Raw genomic sequence first — 22402 nt, forward strand, 5'->3', positions numbered from 1 at the left:
TGTGGGAGCAAGGCTTGCCCGCGATGGCGCCCTTGAAATCGCCATCGCCGGCAAGCCGTGCTCCCACAAAGTTTCGGGGGGAGAATTGATTCGCGATATGTCAGTAGCTGTTTATACTGCAAGCGACCACGCCGCACTCAGTTGCGCACAGACTAAATCCAATAAAAACTGCCCCTGACCGCTCTCGTCGAGACCGGTCGTTGGCATGCGTATGCCTGATCACAGCGTCAAGACTACCGACAGAGACCTTGCGCATGCCACTCGCTTTGCTTGCCCTCGCTGTTGCCGCGTTCGGCATCGGCACCACTGAATTCGTCATCATGGGCCTGCTGCCCGACGTTGCCCGCGACCTCGCGGTGAGCATCCCCAATGCCGGGCTGTTGATTACCGGCTACGCCCTGGGCGTTGTGTTCGGCGCACCGATCCTCGCAGTCGGCACCGCCAACATGCCACGCAAAGCCACATTGCTGGGCATGACGCTGATGTTCATCCTCGGCAACATGCTCTGCGCCCTGGCGCCGAACTACGCCACGCTGATGGCCGCTCGAGTCGTCACCGCACTGTGCCACGGCGCGTTTTTCGGTATTGGCTCGGTGGTGGCCGCCGGGTTGGTGGCACCGAACAAACGGGCCCAGGCGATTGCCATGATGTTCACCGGCCTGACCCTGGCCAACGTGCTGGGCGTGCCGCTGGGCACTGCGCTTGGGCAATACGCCGGCTGGCGCTCGACGTTCTGGGCGGTGTCGGTGATTGGTGTGATCGCCGCCGTTGCGCAATGGCTCTGGTTGCCGAAAGACATTGCGATGGACAAGGCCAACCTCGCCAGCGAGTTCAAGGTGCTGGGCAAGGTCAACGTGCTGTTGGCGCTGGGCATGAGCGTGCTGGCTTCAACCAGCCTGTTCAGCGTATTTACCTATATCGCGCCGATCCTGCAGGACATCACGGGGGTCAGCCCTCACGGCGTGACGATCATGTTGCTGTTGTTCGGGGTGGGTTTGACGGCAGGCAGCATGCTGGGTGGTCGCCTGGCGGACAGCCGCTTGCTGCCGTCGCTGGTCGGCATGGCGCTGGCCGTGGTGCTGGTACTGGCCGCATTCAGTCAGACCAGCCACTCAGTGATCCCGGCGGCGATCACGCTGGTGCTGTGGGGGATCTTCGCCTTCGCCCTGTGCCCGATCCTGCAATTGCTGATCATTGATCAGGCCCACGAAGCCCCCAACCTCGGCTCGACCCTGAACCAGAGCGCATTCAATCTCGGCAACGCGGCCGGGGCGTGGATTGGCGGGCTGGTGGTGGCCAGCGGCGCGGACCTGGCGGACTTGCCGTGGACGGGCGCGCTGGTCAGCGGGCTGACGGTGCTGACCGCGCTGTTCTTTATCCATCTGCAACGCCGCGGCGTAGCGGCGGTTAATGCAGCAAGCTGATATCGACTATTTTTCGATCTTCTGCGGGTCGGGCTCCTCGCCCTGATCCGCTGCGTTTTTCGGCGGCCCGCTTTCACTGCGAATCTGCGCATGGCTGATCAGCGCGAAAATAAAGCTGCCACCGATGATATTCCCCGCCAGCGTGGGACCGGCGAACACCAGCCAGAAATCCTTCCACGGCAATTCGCCGGCGAACACCAGGTACGAAACCTCAAGCGAGCCGACCACGATATGAGTGAAATCCCCCAGTGCCATGAAGTAGGTGATGAGGATGATGATCCACATCTTGGCGCTCTCCATGGACGGAATCATCCAGACCATGGTGGCGATCATCCAGCCCGAAACAATGCCCTTGGCGAACATCTGGCCGGTGTGGTTTTCCATGACCTTGCGGCCGATGTCGAGAAAGGCGATATCGGTCTTGCTGTCGAAAATCGGCAGCTCCAGCATCACGTAGGCCACCAGCAAGGTGCCGCAAAGGTTGCCGACCAGCACCACCGTCCACAGCCGCAGTAATCGACCGACGTTGCCCAGCGTGGGTTTGCTCATGATCGGCAGCACCGCCGTCAGGGTGTTTTCGGTGAACAGTTGCTGGCGGGCGAGGATCACCGCGAGAAACCCCGCGCAGTAGCCGAAACTGGCAATCACCTTGAAGCCTTCGCCATCCGGCAGTCGGGAGTTGAGCAAGCCCATGCCCATCAGTGACAGCCCCATGCTCAGGCCGGCGGCCAGCGCGGACCACCACAGCGCGGCAACGCTGCGTTCAAGTTCCTGATCGCCCTGGGTACGGATGATTTCGTGCAACACCGCCGCCCGTGGTGGCTGGCTCTTTTCGACTTCGTGCTGCTCTTTGGCCGAGAGGTCGGGGGTCTTGCCGGCTTTGTGAGTGTCCATAACGCTCCTGAACCGCTGGCATGCGATTTAGTTACGACCCGCGCCGGTTGGAGCTGTTCACCGCCCTATCAAACGAAACCTTCCCTTGTAGGAGCTGGCTTGCCAGCATAGGGGCCCTCAAGGCAGCCAAAAGCTTCGCTGGCAAGCCAGCTCCTACAGGTCCCGCATTATTCGACGGGGGCATCATCCTTGAACTGGTCTTTGACGTACTTGATCTCGGTCCGGCCGTGGGGGGCGGGCAAACCGTCTTCGCCGAGGTTGACGAAGACCATCTTCTCGACCGTCAGGATGCTTTTGCGGGTGATCTTGTTGCGCACTTCACACGTCAGGGTGATCGAGGTGCGGCCAAATTCGGTGGCGGTGATGCCCAGTTCGATGATGTCGCCCTGGCGCGAAGCGCTGACGAAGTTGATTTCGGAAATGTACTTGGTGACGACGCGCTGGTTGCCCAGTTGGACGATGGCGTAAATTGCCGCTTCTTCGTCGATCCAGCGCAGAAGGCTGCCGCCGAACAGCGTGCCGTTGGGGTTGAGGTCTTCGGGTTTGACCCATTTGCGGGTGTGGAAATTCATGCTCACTCCTGACCGTCTTGCCGATAGATGCCAAGGATCATGGCAGAGCCTGGACCAGAGCTCTATTCGGCATCTTCTATAGCCACTATTACCGTTCGAACATTGACCGACAGAAACCCTTTGGAAGATCAGCATAGCCCGCTATAATCGCCCCCGTTTCAAAACGGTCATCATGACTTGATACCGTTTTCCCGCCACCTGTCCGAGGGGCGCTGCAGCAGGCTAGACCTGTCAGGCTCGGATGGGGCGTTGCCAGGCCTTGATCGGCCCGACACTAAACGCACAACGGCGCCCATTCGCATACTTTACGAATGGAGGCTCTTCATGAGCGCTGTTATCACGCCTGCAGATTTTAACGATTACAAAGTCGCCGACATGTCCCTGGCTGCCTGGGGCCGTCGCGAAACCATCATCGCCGAATCCGAAATGCCGGCCCTGATGGGTCTGCGCCGCAAGTACTCCGAAGAGCAACCGCTCAAGGGCGCGAAGATCCTCGGCTGCATCCACATGACCATCCAGACTGCCGTGCTGATCGAAACCCTGGTTGCCCTGGGTGCCGAAGTACGCTGGTCGTCCTGCAACATTTTCTCGACTCAAGACCAGGCTGCCGCGTCCATCGCTGCTGCCGGCATTCCGGTTTTCGCCTGGAAAGGTGAAACCGAAGAAGAGTACGAGTGGTGCCTGGAGCAAACCATCCTGAAAGATGGCGCGCCTTGGGATGCCAACATGATCCTCGACGACGGCGGTGACCTGACCGAGTTGCTGCACAAGAAATACCCACAGGTACTGGATCGCGTCCACGGCGTGACCGAAGAAACCACCACCGGCGTTCACCGCCTGCTGGACATGCTGGCCAAGGGCGAGCTGAAAATCCCGGCCATCAACGTCAACGACTCGGTGACCAAGAGCAAGAACGACAACAAGTACGGCTGCCGTCACAGCCTGAACGATGCGATCAAGCGCGGTACCGACCACCTGCTGTCCGGCAAGCAAGCGCTGGTCATCGGCTACGGTGACGTGGGCAAGGGTTCCGCCCAGTCCCTGCGTCAGGAAGGCATGATCGTCAAGGTCTCCGAAGTTGACCCGATCTGCGCCATGCAAGCCTGCATGGACGGTTTCGAAGTGGTTTCGCCGTTCATAGACGGCATCAACAACGGCACCGAAGCGAGCATCGACAAGGCACTGCTGGGCAAGATCGACCTGATCGTGACCACCACCGGCAACGTCAATGTTTGCGATTCGAACATGCTCAAGGCCCTGAAGAAGCGCGCTGTCGTCTGCAACATCGGCCACTTCGACAACGAAATCGACACCGCTTTCATGCGCAAGAACTGGGCATGGGAAGAAGTGAAGCCGCAGGTTCACAAGATCCACCGTACCGGTGCAGGCAGCTTCGATCCGCAGAACGACGACTACCTGATCCTGCTGGCCGAAGGCCGCCTGGTGAACCTGGGCAACGCCACTGGTCACCCGAGCCGCATCATGGACGGTTCGTTCGCCAACCAGGTTCTGGCGCAGATCTTCCTGTTCGGCCAGAAGTACGCCGACCTGTCGCCAGCCCAGAAAGCCGAGCGCCTGACCGTTGAAGTACTGCCGAAGAAACTCGACGAAGAAGTGGCCCTGGAAATGGTCCGCGGTTTCGGCGGCGTCGTGACTCAACTGACCAAGACCCAGGCCGACTACATCGGCGTGACCGTCGAAGGTCCGTTCAAGCCGCACGCTTACCGCTACTAACAGGCGGCAATAGTTCGCTCTTCCTGTGGGAGCGAGCCTGCTCGCGAAAGCGTTGTATCAGTCGACATCAATGTTGAATGATGAACCCTCTTCGCGAGCAGGCTCGCTCCCACATGGAACATGTGTTGCCTCGCTGGTTCTTGTGTTTCCAAGGATATGACCATGTCCCAAGATCGTCGCTACAGCTTCGAGTTCTTCCCTACGAAGACCGACGCTGGGCATGAAAAACTGCTCGCCACTGCTCGTCAGCTGGCCACGTACAACCCCGATTTCTTCTCCTGCACCTACGGCGCTGGCGGTTCGACGCGTGATCGCACCCTCAACACCGTGTTGCAGCTTGAAAGCGAAGTCAAAATCCCTGCCGCGCCGCACCTGTCTTGCGTGGGCGACAGCAAGGACGACTTGCGCGGCCTGCTGAGCCAATACAAGGCCGCCGGTATTACCCGAATCGTTGCCCTGCGCGGTGACCTGCCTTCGGGCATGGGCATGGCCAGCGGCGAATTGCGCCACGCCAATGACCTGGTCGAATTCATTCGTGAACAGACCGGCGATCATTTCCACATCGAAGTTGCCGCCTATCCGGAAATGCACCCGCAAGCGCGCAATTTCGAAGACGATATTGCCAATTTCGTGCGCAAGGCCAATGCCGGCGCCGACAGCGCGATCACCCAGTACTTCTTCAACGCCGACAGCTATTTCTATTTTGTCGAACGTGTGCGGGCACTGGGCGTGAATATCCCGATCGTGCCGGGCATCATGCCGATCACCAACTACAGCAAACTGGCACGTTTTTCCGACGCCTGCGGTGCGGAAATCCCGCGCTGGATTCGCAAGCAACTGGAAGCGTATGGTGACGACACCCAAAGCATTCAGCGTTTCGGCGAGCAGGTGATTACCGAAATGTGTGAGCGTTTGTTGCAAGGCGGTGCGCCAGGCTTGCATTTCTATACCCTGAACCAGGCTGAAGCCAGTCTGGCTGTGTGGAACAACTTGAAGCTACCGCGCTGATCGTTTCCACGCTGGTATACGGGGCCCTCTTCGGAGGGCCTTTTACATTCGGAAGAACCTACGGAAAGCTGTAGCCCCATGATGACTGCGCCCTCGACCTCACGCCCTCAACTCGTCTACCTGGTATTCGGCTCCGAAACCTACCATCAGGAAGCCGTGTTCAGCATTGCCAGTGCCTTGGCCTGGCTGCGTGAAACGCCAGACGCGGCGCTCGATATCCAGGTCTTCAGCGACAACCCGCAACCCTACGAAAAACTGCCCGTGCACGTACGCCCTCTCGACGAAGCAACACGCCGACGCTGGAACGAACCCCACGGCTATCACTTTCGCGCCAAGCATGTCGCCCTGCGCACGGTGCTGGAAGAGTTCGACACGGCGCTGCTGATCGACACCGATACGTTCTTCCACTGCTCACCACTCAAGTTGTTCGAACGCGTGCAACCGGGCACGCTGCTGTGTAACGACTACTACACCCACTACGGCAACAACAAAGAGAACCTGCTCTACACCGCGTTGTCGGCAACGCTCATGGAAAGGGGCCTGGCTGACGACCAGATGATGCTGCTCAATTCCGGTGTCATCGGTTTGAACCGGCAGGACATTCAAGTCCTCGACCGCTCGATCGCGCTGATCGACGAATTGTTCCCGTCTGCGCCGGGCGCGTACACCCTCGAGGAGTTCTGCCTGTCGGTAGCAGCCTATCGGACGCTGGAGATCAAAAAGTGTCCGGACCTGATTCACCACTACTGGAGTCGCAAGCAATTGTTCAGGGCCAAGGTCAAAGCCTGGGCCATCAAACACGCCGCACAACCGACCAGCCCGGCAGCACTGGATGACACCCGCCGCGTGTCGGCTCATCTTCCACGGCCACCACGATCACAGCGAATGCTCTACAAGGTCATTACCCTGGCGCTGCCCCAACATCTGCGCCAATTCATTCGCGAAGTCCTTTACGGCTGCTATGAACACCCCAACGAGTTCGACCAGGCCTGCGGACCGGTCTGGTGGGAAAAGGCACTGCAGAACCAGCAGGAACGCCTTGGTACGCCGGTTGGCCAACACCTGCTTGAGGACTGGTTCACCAAGCCCCTGGTCAAAATGATTCTTGGTGAGCGGTGCACAGCTATCCACGCACACTTGCTCAATACGTCGAGCAAATAGCGACGTCGCACCCAATCTGCTCAGGTACAACGCTAAACATGCACGCCAGAGCTTCTCATTAGGCGTTCAGCGTACTAACCTCAGGCCATGCCCGCCATTGCCCAGCTGCTTACCGTTGTGCTTTTTACTTGCCTGAGCTTCGCCGCCCGGGGCGAGAAACTGCGCATTGTCACGGAACCGTGGGCCCCTTATGTCTATGAGGAGAACGGCAAATCCCTTGGGCTCGATTACGAAACCACCGCCATTGTGTTCAAGCGCCTGGGCATCGAAGTGGAATGGCAGTTCCTGCCGTGGAAGCGCTGCCTGTCAATGCTCGAAACGGGTCAGGCCGATGGCGCGCTGGACATTTTCCACAGCGATGAGCGCGACGCGACCCTGCTCTACCCCAGCGAACCGCTCTCGGAAGTCCAGTTCGTGATGTTCTACGCCAATGGTCGTCCGCACCCGTTTCGCACCCTCGACGAACTGCGCGGGCTGACCATCGGCACCTCGCCTGGTTACCTATACAGCCAGGATTTCAGGGAGTCGACGCTGTTCACCCGCGAACCGGCACCGAGCCACGAAGCCAATTTCGGCAAGCTGGTGCGCGGACGGATCGACCTGCTGATCACCGACCGCCGGGTCGGCCAGCATTTGCTCGACGAGCTGAATATCCGTGACAAGATTACCGAAAACCCGACTGTCATCAGCCAACAGAGCCAGTTTCTGGCGGTGCGTCGCAATGCCGGCATGGATTTGTTGGTACAACGCTTCGGTGCCGAGCTCAAACGCTTCAAGCGCGAACAGGCCTACGCGGAGCTCAGCGCCCGCTACGGCGCTGCCCCGGTAACCGCGGCGAACGCAGCGAGTGCCACCGCGACCCGTACAAAAACCGTTGAGCAGCAGGAAAGCGGCGCGCAGTGATTGCTCTGTTATACTCCGGCCTTCCCGCCAGGCTCACGCCCGGACGCTCGGAATCGTTCAAGGCATCTCGACCCCGCTACAGCGCAGCTTTTCAGCCCGCGCGAGCACTCCAGACGAACCTTCGAAACCCAGCAGGACCGGACGGGATAGCGTCTCCTTAAACGCCATTCGCGCCAGGCAAGACTCCCATTGGGCCAAGCCCTAACTAAAACAGGATTTCTCATGTCCTTTGCTTCCCTCGGTCTCTCCGAGGCTTTAGTCCGCGCCATTGAGGCAGCGGGCTATACCGAGCCTACTCCGGTGCAACAGCGGGCCATTCCCGCCGTGTTGCAAGGTCGCGACCTGATGGTCGCGGCACAGACAGGTACTGGTAAAACCGGCGGTTTCGCCCTTCCGATCCTGGAGCGGTTGTTCCCCAACGGTCACCCGGACAAATCCCAGCGTCACGGCCCGCGCCAGCCGCGCGTACTGGTCCTGACCCCCACGCGCGAACTCGCTGCCCAAGTGCATGAAAGCTTCAAGGTCTATGCCCGTGACCTGAAATTCGTCAGCGCCTGCATCTTCGGCGGCGTCGGCATGAACCCTCAGGTTCAGGCCATGTCCCGTGGCGTCGACGTGCTGGTGGCCTGCCCTGGCCGTCTGCTCGATCTCGCCGGCCAAGGCAGCGTCGACCTGTCCCACGTGGAAATCCTCGTGCTGGACGAAGCCGACCGCATGCTCGACATGGGCTTCGTCCATGACGTGAAGAAAGTCCTGGCCCGCCTGCCGGCCAAACGGCAGAACCTGCTGTTTTCGGCGACGTTCTCCAAGGACATCACCGACCTCGCCGGCAAACTGCTGCACAACCCGGAACGCATCGAAGTCACGCCACCGAACACCACGGTCGAGCGCATCGAGCAGCGCGTGTTCCGCCTGCACGCCAGCCACAAGCGTGCGCTGCTGGCGCACCTGATCACCGCTGGCGCCTGGGAACAGGTGCTGGTGTTCACCCGCACCAAGCACGGCGCCAACCGCCTGGCCGAGTACCTGGACAAACACGGCCTGAGCGCCGTTGCAATCCACGGCAACAAGAGCCAGAACGCCCGCACCAAAGCCCTGGCCGATTTCAAGGCAGGGACTGTGCGCATCCTGGTCGCCACGGACATCGCTGCACGCGGCCTCGATATCGACCAGTTGCCACACGTGGTCAACTTCGAACTGCCTAACGTCGATGAAGACTATGTGCACCGCATCGGCCGTACCGGCCGTGCCGGTCGTTCGGGCGAAGCGATCTCGCTGGTGGCCCCGGACGAAGAAAAACTGCTGAAAAGCATCGAACGCATGACCAAGCAGAAAATCGCCGACGGCGACCTGATGGGCTTCGATGCCAGCGCCGTGGAAGCTGAAAAACCGGAAGCCCGCGAACGTCCGGACATGCGCAACCCGCGCAATCCACGTGGCCCGCGCGGCGATGGTCCGAACGGCAGCGGTGGCGGTCGTAAAGACAAGGGCAAGGACAAGGGCAAGGAGAAGCCTGCGACAGGTGAGCGCGGCGAGCGTCCGGCCCGTCAGCAGAAGCCTCGCGAAGGCACCCCGGCACGTGAACAGCGTCAGCCAAGCCAACCACCACGTGCCGCCGCTGATCGCGCTCCAGACGAGTTCCTGGATGACGATATCGATAACTTCGGTAACCGCGTCGACTACGTGCCACAACAGAAACCGGCCCAGGGCCGTGGACGCCGTCCAGGTGCTCCGGCACAAGGCACGGCCGCCGGTTCGGGCGCTCCACGGGGTGGCAAGCCTCAGGGCCGCCAGAACGGTCCGCGCAACAGCGATGGCGCCAGCACTGGCACGCCGCCGGCCAAGCGCAGCGGCCCACGCAACGGTGCGCCACGTGACGGTCAGGCCCGTCGCGAAGAGTCGCGCAATCGCCGCCCGGCTCGTGACGACCAGTCCCGTTCCGAACCGGCCGTGCAGAACCCGCGCAGTCCGGCACCGAAGATCATGCACAAGGAGTCCAAGGCCGATCGCTTCCCGACACCTGAGCAGCTGGATCAACTGCCAAGCCGTCCTCGCGGCGAAAAACCGGCATTGCTGACTCGCAATCGCTGATTTGTCGCTGAAATGAAAAATGCCCCGGATCGCAGGATCCGGGGCATTTTTTTGGCGAATGAGAAAACCTGTGGGAGCGAGCCTGCTCGCGAAGGGGGCGTGTCAGTCGCCATCAAAGTTGGATGAACCACCGCCTTCGCGAGCAGGCTCGCTCCCACAGGGATTTTTTGATCCCAGCAGGGATTTGTATACGGCAATAAAAAAACGCCCGCGCTCATGAGAGCAGCGGGCGTTGTTTTGTCAGGCGCGAAAATTACTTCGCTTTCACACCTTCAAACGAGACGTACATTTCAACCGCATCGGACGATGGGCCCAGGTCCTTCTGCGTGCCGAAATCGGAACGTTTGAGGCCGAAAGTGCCTTCGAAACCGGCACGGTAGCCGCCCCATGGATCCTTGCCTTCACCCAGGAAGGTAGCCTTGACCACGATTGGCTTGGTCACGCCCAGGATGGTCAGGTCACCGGCCACGTCAGCGGTGTCTTTGCCCGCTGCGTTTTTACCGGTTGGCTTGACGCTGGTGGAAACGAACGTCGCCTTGGTACCGTTCAGGAAGTCTTTGCTGGAAATGTGCTTGTCGCGCTCGGCGTTGTTGGTGAACACGCTGGCGGTATTCACATTGAACTCGATCTTGCTGGCTTCAGGCTTGGCAGCGTCAAAGCTGAACTTGCCGTCGATGTCCTTGAACGTGCCGATGATGTAGCTGTAGCCCAGGTGGCTGATCTTGAAGTCAACGAAGGCGTGCTGGCCTTCTTTGTCGACCACGTAGTCAGCGGCCATAACGTTACCGGCGGACAACAGGGCAGAACCGATTGCCAGAGCGGCCAGAGTCTTTTTCAACATACTTTGTTTTCCTTTGGAGTCGAGGTTGAGCTTCAGGCTTTGCGACCCAGCATTCGTTTGAGGGTCACATCGCGATCGATAAAGTGGTGCTTCAATGCTGCCAACGCATGGAGGCCGGAAAAAATGACCAGCACCCACGCCAGGTAGAGATGAATCGCGCCAGCGGTGTCTGCCTGGTCCGGTAGTCCGGACACCAGCGCAGGCACTTCAAACCATCCAAACACCGGGATCCCGACACCTTCCGCGGTGGAAATCAGGTAACCGGCAATCATCACAGCGAACAGCGTGAGATACAGAAAGCCATGGCCGAAGTGGGCGCCGAGGCGTGTCATGCGGCTGTAGCTGGACAAAGTGGGTGGCGGCGGACTGACGAAGCGCCACAGCACCCGCAGCACCATTACAGCCAGCAACACCAGGCCGATGCTCTTGTGCAAGTCCGGTGCGTCTTTACGCCAGGTGCTGTAGTAGTCGAGACCGACCATCCACAGGCCCAGCGCGAACAGACCGAACACCGCCAGTGCCACGCCCCAGTGCAGGACTATGCTGACCAAACCATAACGGGAAGTAGAGTTACGTAGCTGCATTGCCTAGATCCTGTGAGTGCTGGCCCAAGACTATCGAGTTATCTATCGAATTAAAGCGGAAAATTTCGCTTTGAAATATCGAAAAATGCGATCAAGAGTCTGAAATGGCTGAGTTAAGGAAAGATTAAAGGCCAGATTGTGAAAAAAAGTGTGTCCAATTGAAGAACACCTTGGCAAAGAATTTATTCGATTGCCCGCCGCATGGCCTTCAATGGCCTTTGTAGGAGCTGGCTCGCCAGCGAAGGCGGCCTCGATTCCTGCATCGCCAGGCAGGACGCCTTCGCCGGCAAGCCGGCTCCTACAGATGCTGCGTCAGCCACAGACTTTTCTGTCATCCCCGCCCGTGTAGGAGCTGGCTTGCCAGCGAAGACGGCCTCGAGTCTTGCATCGCCAAACAGGCCGCCTTCGCCGGCACCCTTCAAGCAATAAATGTTTTTAAGGCATGCAATAAATATGTATCGCCACCTCCATATTCGAACTTGATTAACTAAGCGCTCAACAGTTTATTAATCAAGGTGAAAACATGACTTCTACGTTTACCCCATTCCAGGCAAGTGGTACTTCGGTGCTGCCTCCTAATCAAACTATGTCACCGGGACAGTTTCTTTTGTCCGAGAACAGGCGATACAGCTTGCTATTACAGGCTGACGGAAACCTGGTTATTAAAGATGGTGAAGTTGTAATCTGGGTTGCAGATGAGAACCAACCTTATAGCAGGACCCTATATCAGAAAAAAATGAATGAGCCGCTGCGGTTTGTGATTGCCAATAACGGGATACTCTACGATCCTGCCAGAAGGCGAATGTGGATTGCCGAAAGCACCCATAGCCTTGATAAATCGCTTTGGTACAATACTTGTATGGTTATGCAAGATGATGGGAATTTGATCATTTACGATAGGCGCACGGGCAGTCTGCGCTGGGCCCGATTTGGATTCGCCCCTGGTCGTATTCCAAAGCCAACACAAAAATGGATCAGAGAGCTACCGCATCATGAACCGCTTTTTACATGGGATTTCTCATGAACCCTTCACAACGATGCTTTATAAATTTCACATCGAAGGGCGACCGACAATTAAGACCGTTAATTGACTGAGCACTCAGGTTTATAAGGATCCATTCTACACCTGTGTGCTAAGTCGGGATCCCTTTTTGGAATCATTAGCTCATGCTTCTTACAGTCGCCAATCACGCAACCAGAAAGTGATATCAATATAATTATTGCTGCTAGTGTTTTCATATGCCCTCCAGTTTTTTTGGAGAGCATAGTGTTTTTAGTCAGCTGTCATATATCGTTGCTTTCTGATTATTTTGTGGGAAGCATCTGATGTATCGCTCAGGCCTGTAGGAATTTGAGACCTGAAGTGATGCGACTCGAAAGTACTGAGCAAAAAAAACGCGGCTCTTAAGCCGCGTTTTTTTACACCTGAACGTTACTGAGCCTTGGTCTCAGTAGTCGCCGCTGGCTTCTTCGCCGGTTCAGCCTTTTTCGCCGGAGCCTTGGCCGGGGCTTTTTTCGCCTCGGTCTTGGCTGCCGGTTTCTTCGCCGGGGCTTTGGCCGATGCCTTTTTGGCAGGCTCGGCTTTTACCGGTGCAGCAGGCTTCGGTGCCTCGACCGGAGCAGGTGCTGGTGCCGGCGTTGGAGCCGGGGCTGGCGCTGGAGCGACCGGCTCTGGCGCCTTGACCGGCTCCGGCTTCTTCTCGTCATCCGAGCCGCCGAACAGGTTGCTGAAGAAGTTGCCCTTCTTCGCAGCCACCGCGCCAGCGCCTACCGCCGCTGCCGCCGCCACTGGAGCCGCTTTGGCCGGCTCAAACGACTTGCCGGCCGCCAGGTCTTCAACCTGACCGGCTGCACGCTGGCCAGTGCGCAATGCGCCTTCCAGGGTGCCTGGGTACAAGGTGTCAGTGTGTTCGCCAGCAAAGGCTACACGCTGAACCGGACGCTCCCACAGGCGCCAGTACTTGCTGATCTGGCCCGGGCCGAAGGCCAGGTAAGCGCCACCCATCGATGGGTCGGTGCTGTAGCGACGGATTTCATAGCCGGTAAAGGAACCGCGCGCCTGTGGATAAAACGCATGCAGGCGAATCAGTACCTGGTCGACCATCTGCTTGTCGCCGAAGGCTTGCATCACCCGGGCGTTGTCGCCGGACAGGTTGATCACCACATTGGCGCCGCCCTTCAGGGCCGGCTCGACCCACAACATGCCCAGGCCGGTGTTGCTGTAGATCTCGCCGGACATCCGCGCCTTGCTTTCCCACACCGGCGTCTTGAACTTCAGCATGATCTGGTCGCGCCAACCGTAGTTGGTGCCCTTGATCGCCGCCAGGTGCTGATCGTCGAGCGCGGGGATCATCTGGATCTTGTTCAGGGCGCGTAACGGCACGGCCAGGACCACATAGTCAGCCTGATAGCCGACGCTGCCGACCTTGACGGTGACACCGTCCTTTTCCTGAGTGATGGACGAGACCGGGGAATTGGTCTTGATGGTCTTCAGTTGCTTGACGAAGGCCTGGGCCAGCACCGGGCTGCCACCGACCAGACGCGAAGCGCGCAGATCACGGTCGGCCACACCACGGTAAACGCGGCTCTGCTGAGCGTAATACAGCAGCGACAGACGCGAAGGCTCATCGTAATGGGTACGAATCTGCTGGTTGATCAACTGGCGCGCGGTGGCCGGCAGGTTCTGCTTGTCAAGCCAGCTGGACACGTTGATCTGGTCCAGGGCGTGCAGCGAACTGGTGGCTGCCGGATTCTGCGGGTCATCAATCGAACGTGCGAGATCGTCGAGGGTTTTCTCGTAACGCTTGAGCGCGTCGGCGGTAGCCGGCTGCTTGCTGGACAGATCGGCGGCACTGAAATATTCGCCGTCGATCAGGTAGCCCGGCGTACGCACGAATTCAGGCGCCGGCGTGGTGCTCAGCTTGAAGGTCGATACGTACTTGTTCAGGACCGGTTGGGTCTTGTCGTTGCCGATCCACTCGCTGGTGGACATGCCGGAGCGACCGCCCAGGCTCGGCTTGGCTTCCAGCAGCGTGACCTGCCAGCCCTTGTTTTGCAGTTCATAAGCAGCCGTGAGGCCAGCGACCCCGCCACCGATCACGATCGCGGTTTTATCCTTGGCCAGCGCAGACACGCTGAACAGCCCCAACATCACCAGCGCACAGGCGCGCAGCCAACCGACAGACATTCAGCGAACTCCGGAAATACACGAAAAAAATAGCGGTTTTGCGAGCCAGTCGGCTCAAGAACCGCGAAGGATACGTCAGCCTTCAGACGCCCGCCAGCAGCGTCTTTCGCCCTATACAAAGTAGCTCATTCGACACAATGGGTTGTCCCCGTGCGATGCATTGCATAGGCTTGCGCGATTGTATGTCCGCGCCTGGCACGGACCGCCTCGAGGAGAGTGAGAATGGGCCTGAATAAACAGTGGATGGAACGCGATCTCGCGGTGTTGTGGCATCCCTGCACCCAGATGAAGGACCACGAGCAACTGCCGCTGATCCCGATCAAGCGCGGTGAAGGCGTCTGGCTGGAAGATTTCGAAGGCAAGCGCTACCTCGACGCCGTCAGCTCCTGGTGGGTCAACGTCTTCGGCCACGCCAACCCGCGGATCAACCAGCGCATCAAGGACCAGGTCGATCAGCTGGAGCACGTGATCCTCGCCGGTTTCAGCCATCAACCGGTGATCGAGCTGTCCGAGCGTCTGGTGAAGATGACGCCGGAAGGCCTGACCCGGTGCTTCTACGCCGATAACGGCTCGTCCTGCATCGAAGTCGCGCTGAAAATGAGCTTTCACTACTGGCTCAACCGCGGCCAGCCGAACAAGAAACGCTTCGTCACCCTGACCAACAGCTACCACGGCGAAACCATGGCGGCGATGTCGGTGGGCGACGTGCCGCTGTTCACTGAAACCTACAAAGCCTTGCTGATGGACACCATCAAGGTGCCGAGCCCGGATTGCTACCTGCGTCCCGAAGGCATGAGCTGGGAAGAACATTCGCGCAACCTGTTCGCCGCCATGGAGCAGACCTTGGCCGAGAACCACGACACGGTTGCGGCGGTGATCGTCGAGCCGCTGATCCAGGGCGCTGGCGGTATGCGCATGTACCACCCGGTGTACCTCAAGCTGCTGCGCGAAGCTTGCGATCGCTATGGCGTGCACCTGATCCACGACGAAATCGCCGTTGGCTTCGGCCGTACCGGGACGATGTTCGCCTGCGAGCAGGCCGGCATCCGCCCGGATTTCCTCTGCCTGTCCAAGGCCCTGACCGGCGGCTACCTGCCACTGGCCGCGTGCATGACCACAGACGAAGTCTATAGCGCCTTCTACGACGATTACCCGACCCTGCGCGCCTTCCTGCACTCCCACAGCTACACCGGCAACCCACTGGCGTGCGCGGCGGCACTGGCGACGCTGGATATCTTCGAAGAAGACAACGTCATCGAGAACAACAAGGCCCTGGCGCAACGCATGGCCTCCTCCACCGCGCACCTGGCCGATCACCCGAATGTCTCGGAAGTACGCCAGACCGGCATGGTGCTGGCCATCGAGATGGTCAAGGACAAGGCCACCAAGGAGGCCTGGCCATGGCAGGAACGTCGCGGCCTGAAGGTGTTCCAGCACGCCCTGGAGCGCGGTGCTTTGCTGCGCCCATTGGGCAGCGTGGTGTATTTCCTGCCGCCGTATGTGATTACCCCCGACCAGATCGACTTTCTGGCTGAGGTGGCCAGCGAAGGCATCGACATTGCTACCCGCGACAGCGTGAGCGTGGCGGTGCCGAAGGACTTTCACCCGGGCTTCCGTGATCCGGGCTGATTGATTTCACCTGAGGTCCTGTGGTGTCTGGACTGCTGCCATCGCTGGCAAGCCAGCTCCCACAGTGACCGCATAACCCTGTGGGAGCTGGCTTGCCAGCGATGGCGGCGCCAAGACCTGCACATGAATTACAGAGACCCCGTATGAGACTGTCCCGCTTCTTTATCGACGCCCCCCTGAGCACCGGCGAGCACGAACTGCCCGAGGCCCAGGCCCATTACATCGGTCGAGTGCTGCGCATGGCCGAGGGCGATACGTTGCAACTGTTCGACGGCTCAGGTCACGAATTTCGGGCCACGCTGGTCGAAGTCGGCAAGAAACGCGTCGTGGTGCAAATCGATGAAAGCTTCGCCGGCCAGGTCGAGTCACCGTTGCAGATCCATCTCGGCCAGGGCCTGTCCCGTGGCGAGCGCATGGACTGGGCCATTCAGAAAGCCACCGAATTGGGTGTCAGCGAAATCACCCCGATTTTCAGCGAGCGCTGTGAAGTCCGTCTCAAGGACGAGCGCGCCGACAAACGCCTGCTGCACTGGCGCCAGGTGGCGATCAGTGCCTGCGAACAATGCGGCCGTTCACGGGTGCCGGTCATTCATCCGCCGGTGCTGTTGGCCGACTGGCTGAAGCAGACCGAGGCTGAATTGAAGCTGGTTTTGCATCCGGTGGCCGAGCCGTTGGTCAGCCATGCGAAGCCTTCGACACTGGCGTTCCTGATTGGGCCGGAGGGTGGGCTGTCGGATGCAGAAGTGGATCAGGCCAAAGGGGCAGGTTTTCATGCGGCACGCCTTGGGCCGCGGGTATTGCGCACAGAGACCGCGCCGGTTGTGGCGCTTGCTGTAGCCCAACAACTTTGGGGTGATTTCTAGGGCCTCTTCGCGAGCAGGCTCGCTCCCACAGTGGAACGCATTTCAAATGTGGGAGCGAGCCTGCTCGCGAATGGCCGCGACACGGTTCAGTGATTGAAACCGCGCAGATCGATGGACGGCTGGCGCTGGCCGATCAGCTCGCTGAGTAACCGACCACTGCCGCACGCCAGGGTAAAACCCAACGCGCCATGGCCGAGATTGAGCCACAGGTTGCGATAGGCCGTAGCCCCCAACAACGGCACCCCGCTGGGGGTGGCCGGGCGCATGCCGGCCCATTCGACAGCTGAGTCATAGTCGCCGGCATTGGGGAATGTATCGCAGGCCTGGCGCTTGATCAGGGCCAGACGCTCTGGATCGATCGCCGGGTCGAAACCGACGATGTCGACCATCGCGGCGACCCGCAACTGTTCGCCGATACGGGCGTAAACGATCTTGCGGTCGTAATCGGTGATGCTCACGTCCGGCGCCCGGTGTCCGGTGCCGATGGGCACCGTCAGGCTGTAGCCCTTCAGCGGATACAGCGGCAGATGCAGGCCAGGCAATGCCAGCAGCGGACTGCGATGGCCGGCGGCGATGACCAATTGATCGACGGCCAGCACTTCATCCCCCAGCTCAATGGCACTGACAGCACCGTTGCCGTGGCGGATTCCGATCACCGCCTTACCGAGGCGGAACTCGCAACGGCCAGACGCATTCAATCGCTCGGCCAGTAGCTGGCAGAAAGCGTGGCAGTCGCCCACTTCCTCGTCCGGGGTATAGATCGCGCCGACAAAGGGTGCATCGGCCAACGCCGGCTCCAGATCTGCATATTCGACGGCCGACAACACTTGCTGCTGTTGCGGATCGGCCAATTTTTTACGCGCATGCCCGAAGCTTGCAGCATTGCGAAACGTCACCAGTTTGCCGTTACGTCGCCAATGGAATCCGGTCAGTCCATCGTCCTCGCGCCAGCCCTTTAGCGTGCTTTGGCTGAACAGCGCCAGACGCAACAGATGCGCGGCGTTTTCGCGGTTGATCGAGCTTCGGCACGCGGCAAGGAATGCGGCCATCCAGCGCCACTGCACCGGGTCCAGGCGCGGGCGCAGCTTCAAGGGCGAATCGCCGCGCAGCATCCAGCCGATGGCTTGCAGGGGAACACCGGCATCAGCCAGCGGCGCGACGTAGCGATAGGACAACTGGCCGCCGTTGGCGAAACTGGTTTCGCTGCCCAGCGAATCCCGGGCTTCGACCACTGTCACCTCGAAGCCGTCGCGCACCAGCGCATAGGCCGTTGCCAGGCCAATCACGCCGCCGCCGATGATGCACACACGCTGAGCCATGTCCGTCCTTAAAACCGTTGTGAAGACGAGGTCGAGGTTAGAGCCAGGTGACAGGCGGCGAACAATGAATAAAGATGCCAAACCCATAAGCTAAGGTTATGGACTTGCCATGCGTCTTCGTCACATCGAGATTTTCCAGGCTATCCGCCAGACCGGTTCAATCAGCGCGGCCGCGCAATTGCTGCACGTCTCGCAACCCGCGGTAACCAAGGTGCTGCAGCATGCCGAGCAGCAGTTGGGGTTCCCGTTGTTCCTGCGGGTTCGCGGCAAGTTGCAGGCGACCCCGGAAGCCCTGGAGCTGGAGCGTGAAGTGGATAAGGTCAGCGAGAGCCTGCAAGGCGTGCGACGCCTGGCCCAGAGCCTGCGCCGCGAACCGGGCCACAGCCTGCGCATCGGCGCCACCCCGGCGCTGGCCCTGTCATTGTTGCCGCCGGCCATTCACGAGTGGAGCGCGTGTTACCCGGATATCGCCTGCGAGCTATCCAGCGCCCATAGCCGTGAACTGGTGCAGAACCTGTTGATGCGCGAAGTGGATGTCGCCCTGACCTTGCAGCGACCGGATCATCCGGGATTGAAGGCGCAGGCTTTGGCTTCAGGCGTGCTGGTGGCGTTGGCGCCCAAGGGTTATTGGCCGGACGAAGAGCTCGGTCAACCGCTGCCGTTGATGGCGTTGGCAGGGGCGCCACTGATTGGATTATCGAGCGCCGACCCCTTGGCCGCGCGACTGGACAGCTACCTGGAAGCAGTCGAGCCACCGCCCCGGGTGCGCATCGCCGTGCAGACCTACTCACTGGCCAGGGCAATGGTGGAATCCGGTGCAGGGCTGGCGGTGATCGATCCGTTCACCGCGCTGGGCGCCTCGTCCTCCACGACCACAATTCGCCCACTGGCACCGCCGCTGCCCATCACTCTGTACGCAGTAACCCGCGCCACCGAACCGCCGCCCCACACCTTGAACGACCTGTTGCAGATCTTCAGCCGCCGTGCCCAGGAACAACTGGATCATCTGATCCCGACACCCTCTTGAATCCAGTCCCACAGGTAAAGCCACAGTGTGCTCTAAAGGACATAAAACCAGATCGCCACAAAGTGCAGCAAACTCCCGGCAATCACGAACAGATGCCAGATCCCGTGGGCATGCCGCAGACGATCATCAAGGGCAAAAAAGATGATGCCCACGGTGTAGAACACGCCACCCAATGCCAGCCAGGTAAAACCGGCAGCGCCCAGTGCGGCGAGCAATGGCTTGACCGCCACCAGCACGATCCAGCCCATTACCGCGTAAATCACGATCGACAGAATCCGCGCTTCCGAACGCGGCTTGATCTCTTGCAGGATTCCGATCAGCGCCAGCCCCCAGACAATCCCGAACAGCGTCCAGCCCCACGGCCCACGCAGGGTCACCAGGCAGAACGGCGTGTAGCTGCCGGCGATCAACAGGTAGATCGAGAAATGATCGACCTTCTGCATGATCGCTTTCTTGCGCCCGCGCACGCTGTGGTACACGGTCGATGCGCTGTACAGCACCAGCAAGGTAAAGGCATAGATCGCCATGCTGACAATCTTCCACGGACTGCCGTCGAGGCTGGCGACAACGATCAGCCATATACCGCCGACAAAGGCCGCCACAGCTCCGACCAAGTGCGTCCAAGCGTTCAATCTTTCCCCGTGATACATCGGTTGCCTCCCCCTCGAAATCGCAAGGCTCAGGCCTCAAGCCTAAAAGCGCAATGTTTCAGAACACAATCCCCCTGTAGGAGCCGGCTTGCCGGCGAAGGCGTCCTGATTGTCGATACAAAACTTGAGGCCGCCTTCGCTGCGGTGCGGCGGTCCGACGAGCCAGCGCCTACAAAGGCCTACGAATACCGTGCACAATCGGAACATTCCAAAAAGAGTTCGCCCGATGCTGATCGATGAAGAGTTGACCCTGAAAAAACTCGAGGTGTTCCTGGCCTTCATGCGCACCGGCAATCTGGCCCGGGCCGCCGCCGAGCTACAGACCAGCAACGTCAGCGTGCATCGGGCGATCCACTCCCTAGAAAGCGCCCTGCGCTGCCCGCTGTTCAAGCACGAAGGCCGCAACCTGACACCGCTGGAAAGCGCCTATGTACTGGAAGAGCGGGCACAGAAGCTGATTCAGGACGTGCTGGAAAGCGTGCGCCTGACCCGCGAGGCGGCCGGGTTCTCCGCTGAGCGTTTCAAGCTGGGGTCACTGTATTCGTTAACGGTGAAGACCGTTCCGCAATTGATCATGGGCCTGAAAATTCGCCGCAGCGAACTGAACATCGACCTGATCCTCGGCTCGAATTTCGATCTGCTGTACAAGCTCAAAAACATGGAAGTCGATGCGATTCTGGTGTCCCTGGACGAGAGCATCATCGACCCGGACCTGGAACACATCCCTCTGTTTTCCGACGACATCTTCCTGGCCACACCGGCCGACTCGAAGTTCGCTCAAAGAAGTGAAGTCGATCTGGCCGAAGTCCGCGACGAAACCTTTATCACCCTGACCCAGGGCTTCGCCACGCATCAGGATGGCAATCGGGTGTTCAGCCAGGCGGGGTTCGAGCCGAAGGTGGCGATGCAGGTCAACGACATCTTCACCCTGCTGAGCATGGTCAGTTCAGGGGTGGGTTATGCGTTGCTGCCGGGGCGGATTGCCGCGGTGTATGAGAACCGGGTGAAGCTGATTCCGTTGCAGGAAAAGTATCGATTGCAGCAGCACATTGGCGTGGTGTTCCTCAAGGCCAAGGAGCGCGACCCGAACCTGCTGGCGTTGCTGGCGGAGTGCCGGATGTATGCCAATCGCCAGGCTTGAAACCGAGTCGCGGCAATCGCGAGCAAGCTTTGCTCCCACAGGAGCAAGGCTTTCCCGAGCAGGTTTTGCTCCCACAGGTTTCGAGCCAATCACCTGTGGGAGCAAGGCTTGCCCGCGATGAGGCCATCTCAGACGCTGAAACTACCCGCCTTAACCAACAATCCCGCGAACAATGAAGTACAACAGCGAAGGCCCCAACAAGCACCCAAGCCCGGTATGGAAAGTCGCCGTCAACGCCCCATAAGGCACCAACCGCCGATCCGTCGCCGCCAGCCCCGCCGTCACACCGCTGACCGTCCCGGCCAGGCCGCCGAACACCATCGCCGAACGCGGATTGTCCAGGCCCATCCAGCGTGCCGCCATGGGCGTGCCGACCATCACCAGAATCGCCTTGATCAAGCCGGTGGCAATCGACAGCGCCACCACATCGGAACTGGCGCCAATGGCCGCGCCGGTCACCGGACCGACGATGTAAGTCACCGCACCCGCGCCGATGGTGGTCATGCTGATCGCGTCGCGATAACCGAACGCCCAGGCCATGCACGCACCGACAATGAACGGCAGTATCGTGCCCAGCAGCAGCGCGATCACGCCGATCAACCCGGCCTTTTTCGCTTCGGTGGCCTGCACTTCAAATGCCGTGGCGACGATGGCGAAGTCGCGCAACATGGCGCCACCCATCAGGCCGATGCCGGAGAACAGCGTCAGATCCGCCAAGCCCTTTTGCCCACCGGTCAACGTGCCGCCGACCCAGGCCAGGACCAGGCCAATGACGATGGCAATCGCCGAGCCGTGAATCCGCCCGAAGGTCAGGCGTTTCGACAGAATGACCGACACCCACATGATCACGCCGACGAAGGCGAATGCGGTGACCAGACTGTTATTGGCCAAGCCTTTTTCCATGAGCTCCCACATATCAGCGGCCTCCTACAGGTGTGCCGACGGGAGAGGTTTCCGCAGGTTCATCGGGCAAGGGTTCACCTTTGTGCGTCCGGCTGATCAAGGCAATGGTGCAACCGCACACCACCACCGAACCGATCGCCGCCAGCACCGCCACCGGTCCACCGTGCAGGGCCGTGACCACGTTCTGCTGCGCCGCCATCGCGACCACCACCGGAATGTACATCGCACCCCAGAAGCCGACGCCCATCTCACAATCTTTGGTCATGCCACCGCGCTTTTGCATCCACAAGCGCGCGCAGATCAGCAGGATCATCGCGATCCCGACCCCGCCGACGTTGGATTTGACGCCCAGCAACACGCCGAGCATGTCACCCATGATCACCCCTGCCAGCGTACAGATCGCCAGCAGCGCCACACCGTAAATAATCATTGTTGTCGTCCTCAAAGTGCATCGTCGAATGTTGTTTTTGT

At 59.8% G+C, this 22402-nt stretch carries 20 protein-coding genes and 1 riboswitch; of the genes, 11 read left to right on the forward strand and 9 right to left on the reverse strand.

Annotated features, from left to right (window positions below):
• Nucleotides 1–254: 254 nt before the first annotated feature.
• Nucleotides 255–1424: an MFS transporter gene (locus tag BJ917_RS19250; protein WP_121104116.1), complete on the forward strand. Its 1170-nt coding sequence runs from the start codon at nucleotides 255–257 to the stop codon at nucleotides 1422–1424.
• 6 nt (nucleotides 1425–1430) lie between these two features.
• Here BJ917_RS19250 and BJ917_RS19255 read toward each other — a convergent pair whose 3' ends face one another.
• A complete protein-coding gene (locus BJ917_RS19255; protein ID WP_096514464.1) occupies nucleotides 1431–2318 on the reverse strand; it encodes a formate/nitrite transporter family protein in 888 nt (295 codons plus the stop codon).
• A gap of 167 nt (nucleotides 2319–2485) precedes the next feature.
• Complete coding sequence (locus BJ917_RS19260; RefSeq protein ID WP_096514462.1) at nucleotides 2486–2890, reverse strand: acyl-CoA thioesterase; 405 nt, start codon at nucleotides 2888–2890, stop codon at nucleotides 2486–2488.
• 198 nt (nucleotides 2891–3088) lie between these two features.
• A riboswitch (S-adenosyl-L-homocysteine riboswitch) is annotated at nucleotides 3089–3191 on the forward strand.
• Between the two features lie 23 nt (nucleotides 3192–3214).
• Between BJ917_RS19260 and ahcY the strand changes: the two genes are divergently transcribed.
• The 5 genes from ahcY to BJ917_RS19285 all read left to right on the forward strand — a co-directional run bounded on the left by ahcY (nucleotide 3215) and on the right by BJ917_RS19285 (nucleotide 9787).
• Nucleotides 3215–4624 carry an adenosylhomocysteinase gene (ahcY, locus tag BJ917_RS19265; RefSeq protein ID WP_121104118.1) on the forward strand — a complete coding sequence of 470 codons (1410 nt, stop codon included), beginning with the start codon at nucleotides 3215–3217 and terminating at the stop codon, nucleotides 4622–4624.
• A gap of 162 nt (nucleotides 4625–4786) precedes the next feature.
• Entirely contained in the window at nucleotides 4787–5632 is an 846-nt protein-coding gene (gene metF / locus BJ917_RS19270) for a methylenetetrahydrofolate reductase [NAD(P)H] (protein ID WP_096514458.1), read from the forward strand.
• 78 nt (nucleotides 5633–5710) lie between these two features.
• A complete protein-coding gene (locus BJ917_RS19275; protein ID WP_096514456.1) occupies nucleotides 5711–6793 on the forward strand; it encodes a hypothetical protein in 1083 nt (360 codons plus the stop codon).
• 87 nt (nucleotides 6794–6880) lie between these two features.
• Nucleotides 6881–7696, forward strand: a complete 816-nt coding sequence (locus BJ917_RS19280; RefSeq protein WP_096514454.1) for an ABC transporter substrate-binding protein — start codon at nucleotides 6881–6883, stop codon at nucleotides 7694–7696.
• Between the two features lie 222 nt (nucleotides 7697–7918).
• Nucleotides 7919–9787, forward strand: coding sequence for a DEAD/DEAH box helicase (locus BJ917_RS19285; protein ID WP_121104119.1), 1869 nt, complete (start codon nucleotides 7919–7921; stop codon nucleotides 9785–9787).
• 253 nt (nucleotides 9788–10040) lie between these two features.
• Here the strand turns inward: BJ917_RS19285 and BJ917_RS19295 are convergent, their stop codons facing one another.
• Both BJ917_RS19295 and BJ917_RS19300 read right to left on the reverse strand, forming a co-directional pair.
• Nucleotides 10041–10628 (reverse strand): YceI family protein, encoded by a 588-nt coding sequence (locus BJ917_RS19295; RefSeq protein WP_096514448.1) that lies wholly within the window; start codon nucleotides 10626–10628, stop codon nucleotides 10041–10043.
• Nucleotides 10629–10660: 32 nt separating this feature from the next.
• The gene (locus tag BJ917_RS19300; RefSeq protein WP_096514446.1) at nucleotides 10661–11212 is read right to left on the reverse strand and encodes a cytochrome b; all 552 of its coding nucleotides are present in this window, start codon (nucleotides 11210–11212) and stop codon (nucleotides 10661–10663) included.
• 523 nt (nucleotides 11213–11735) lie between these two features.
• On the opposite strand from BJ917_RS19300, the gene BJ917_RS19305 reads away from it, so the two are divergent.
• Nucleotides 11736–12236, forward strand: a complete 501-nt coding sequence (locus BJ917_RS19305; protein ID WP_121104121.1) for a hypothetical protein — start codon at nucleotides 11736–11738, stop codon at nucleotides 12234–12236.
• A 408-nt stretch (nucleotides 12237–12644) separates the two neighbouring features.
• On the opposite strand, the gene BJ917_RS19310 is transcribed toward BJ917_RS19305, so the two are convergent.
• Nucleotides 12645–14399 (reverse strand): flavin monoamine oxidase family protein, encoded by a 1755-nt coding sequence (locus tag BJ917_RS19310; RefSeq protein ID WP_121104123.1) that lies wholly within the window; start codon nucleotides 14397–14399, stop codon nucleotides 12645–12647.
• Between the two features lie 222 nt (nucleotides 14400–14621).
• Between BJ917_RS19310 and BJ917_RS19315 the strand changes: the two genes are divergently transcribed.
• On the forward strand, nucleotides 14622–16028 hold the full coding sequence (locus BJ917_RS19315; RefSeq protein WP_121104125.1) for an adenosylmethionine--8-amino-7-oxononanoate transaminase: 1407 nt from the start codon (nucleotides 14622–14624) through the stop codon (nucleotides 16026–16028).
• 143 nt (nucleotides 16029–16171) lie between these two features.
• Nucleotides 16172–16891 (forward strand): 16S rRNA (uracil(1498)-N(3))-methyltransferase, encoded by a 720-nt coding sequence (locus BJ917_RS19320; protein WP_096514440.1) that lies wholly within the window; start codon nucleotides 16172–16174, stop codon nucleotides 16889–16891.
• Between the two features lie 86 nt (nucleotides 16892–16977).
• On the opposite strand, the gene BJ917_RS19325 is transcribed toward BJ917_RS19320, so the two are convergent.
• Entirely contained in the window at nucleotides 16978–18210 is a 1233-nt protein-coding gene (locus BJ917_RS19325; protein WP_121104127.1) for a D-amino acid dehydrogenase, read from the reverse strand.
• Nucleotides 18211–18319: 109 nt separating this feature from the next.
• On the opposite strand from BJ917_RS19325, the gene BJ917_RS19330 reads away from it, so the two are divergent.
• A complete protein-coding gene (locus tag BJ917_RS19330) occupies nucleotides 18320–19237 on the forward strand; it encodes a LysR family transcriptional regulator (protein WP_121104129.1) in 918 nt (305 codons plus the stop codon).
• Nucleotides 19238–19269: 32 nt separating this feature from the next.
• Here the strand turns inward: BJ917_RS19330 and BJ917_RS19335 are convergent, their stop codons facing one another.
• Nucleotides 19270–19887, reverse strand: a complete 618-nt coding sequence (locus tag BJ917_RS19335; RefSeq protein ID WP_096514434.1) for a hemolysin III family protein — start codon at nucleotides 19885–19887, stop codon at nucleotides 19270–19272.
• A gap of 226 nt (nucleotides 19888–20113) precedes the next feature.
• Here BJ917_RS19335 and BJ917_RS19340 point away from each other — a divergent pair, with 226 nt between their 5' ends.
• Nucleotides 20114–21028, forward strand: a complete 915-nt coding sequence (locus BJ917_RS19340) for a LysR substrate-binding domain-containing protein (RefSeq protein WP_096514432.1) — start codon at nucleotides 20114–20116, stop codon at nucleotides 21026–21028.
• Nucleotides 21029–21178: 150 nt separating this feature from the next.
• On the opposite strand, the gene madM is transcribed toward BJ917_RS19340, so the two are convergent.
• Together madM and madL are read right to left on the reverse strand one after the other, a co-directional pair.
• The gene (gene madM / locus BJ917_RS19345) at nucleotides 21179–21943 is read right to left on the reverse strand and encodes a malonate transporter subunit MadM (RefSeq protein WP_096514431.1); all 765 of its coding nucleotides are present in this window, start codon (nucleotides 21941–21943) and stop codon (nucleotides 21179–21181) included.
• A gap of 1 nt (nucleotide 21944) precedes the next feature.
• Entirely contained in the window at nucleotides 21945–22361 is a 417-nt protein-coding gene (gene madL / locus BJ917_RS19350) for a malonate transporter subunit MadL (RefSeq protein ID WP_096514430.1), read from the reverse strand.
• Nucleotides 22362–22402: the final 41 nt, after the last annotated feature.

This window comes from Pseudomonas sp. WPR_5_2, assembly GCF_003634475.1.
Classification (GTDB): domain Bacteria; phylum Pseudomonadota; class Gammaproteobacteria; order Pseudomonadales; family Pseudomonadaceae; genus Aquipseudomonas; species Aquipseudomonas izuensis.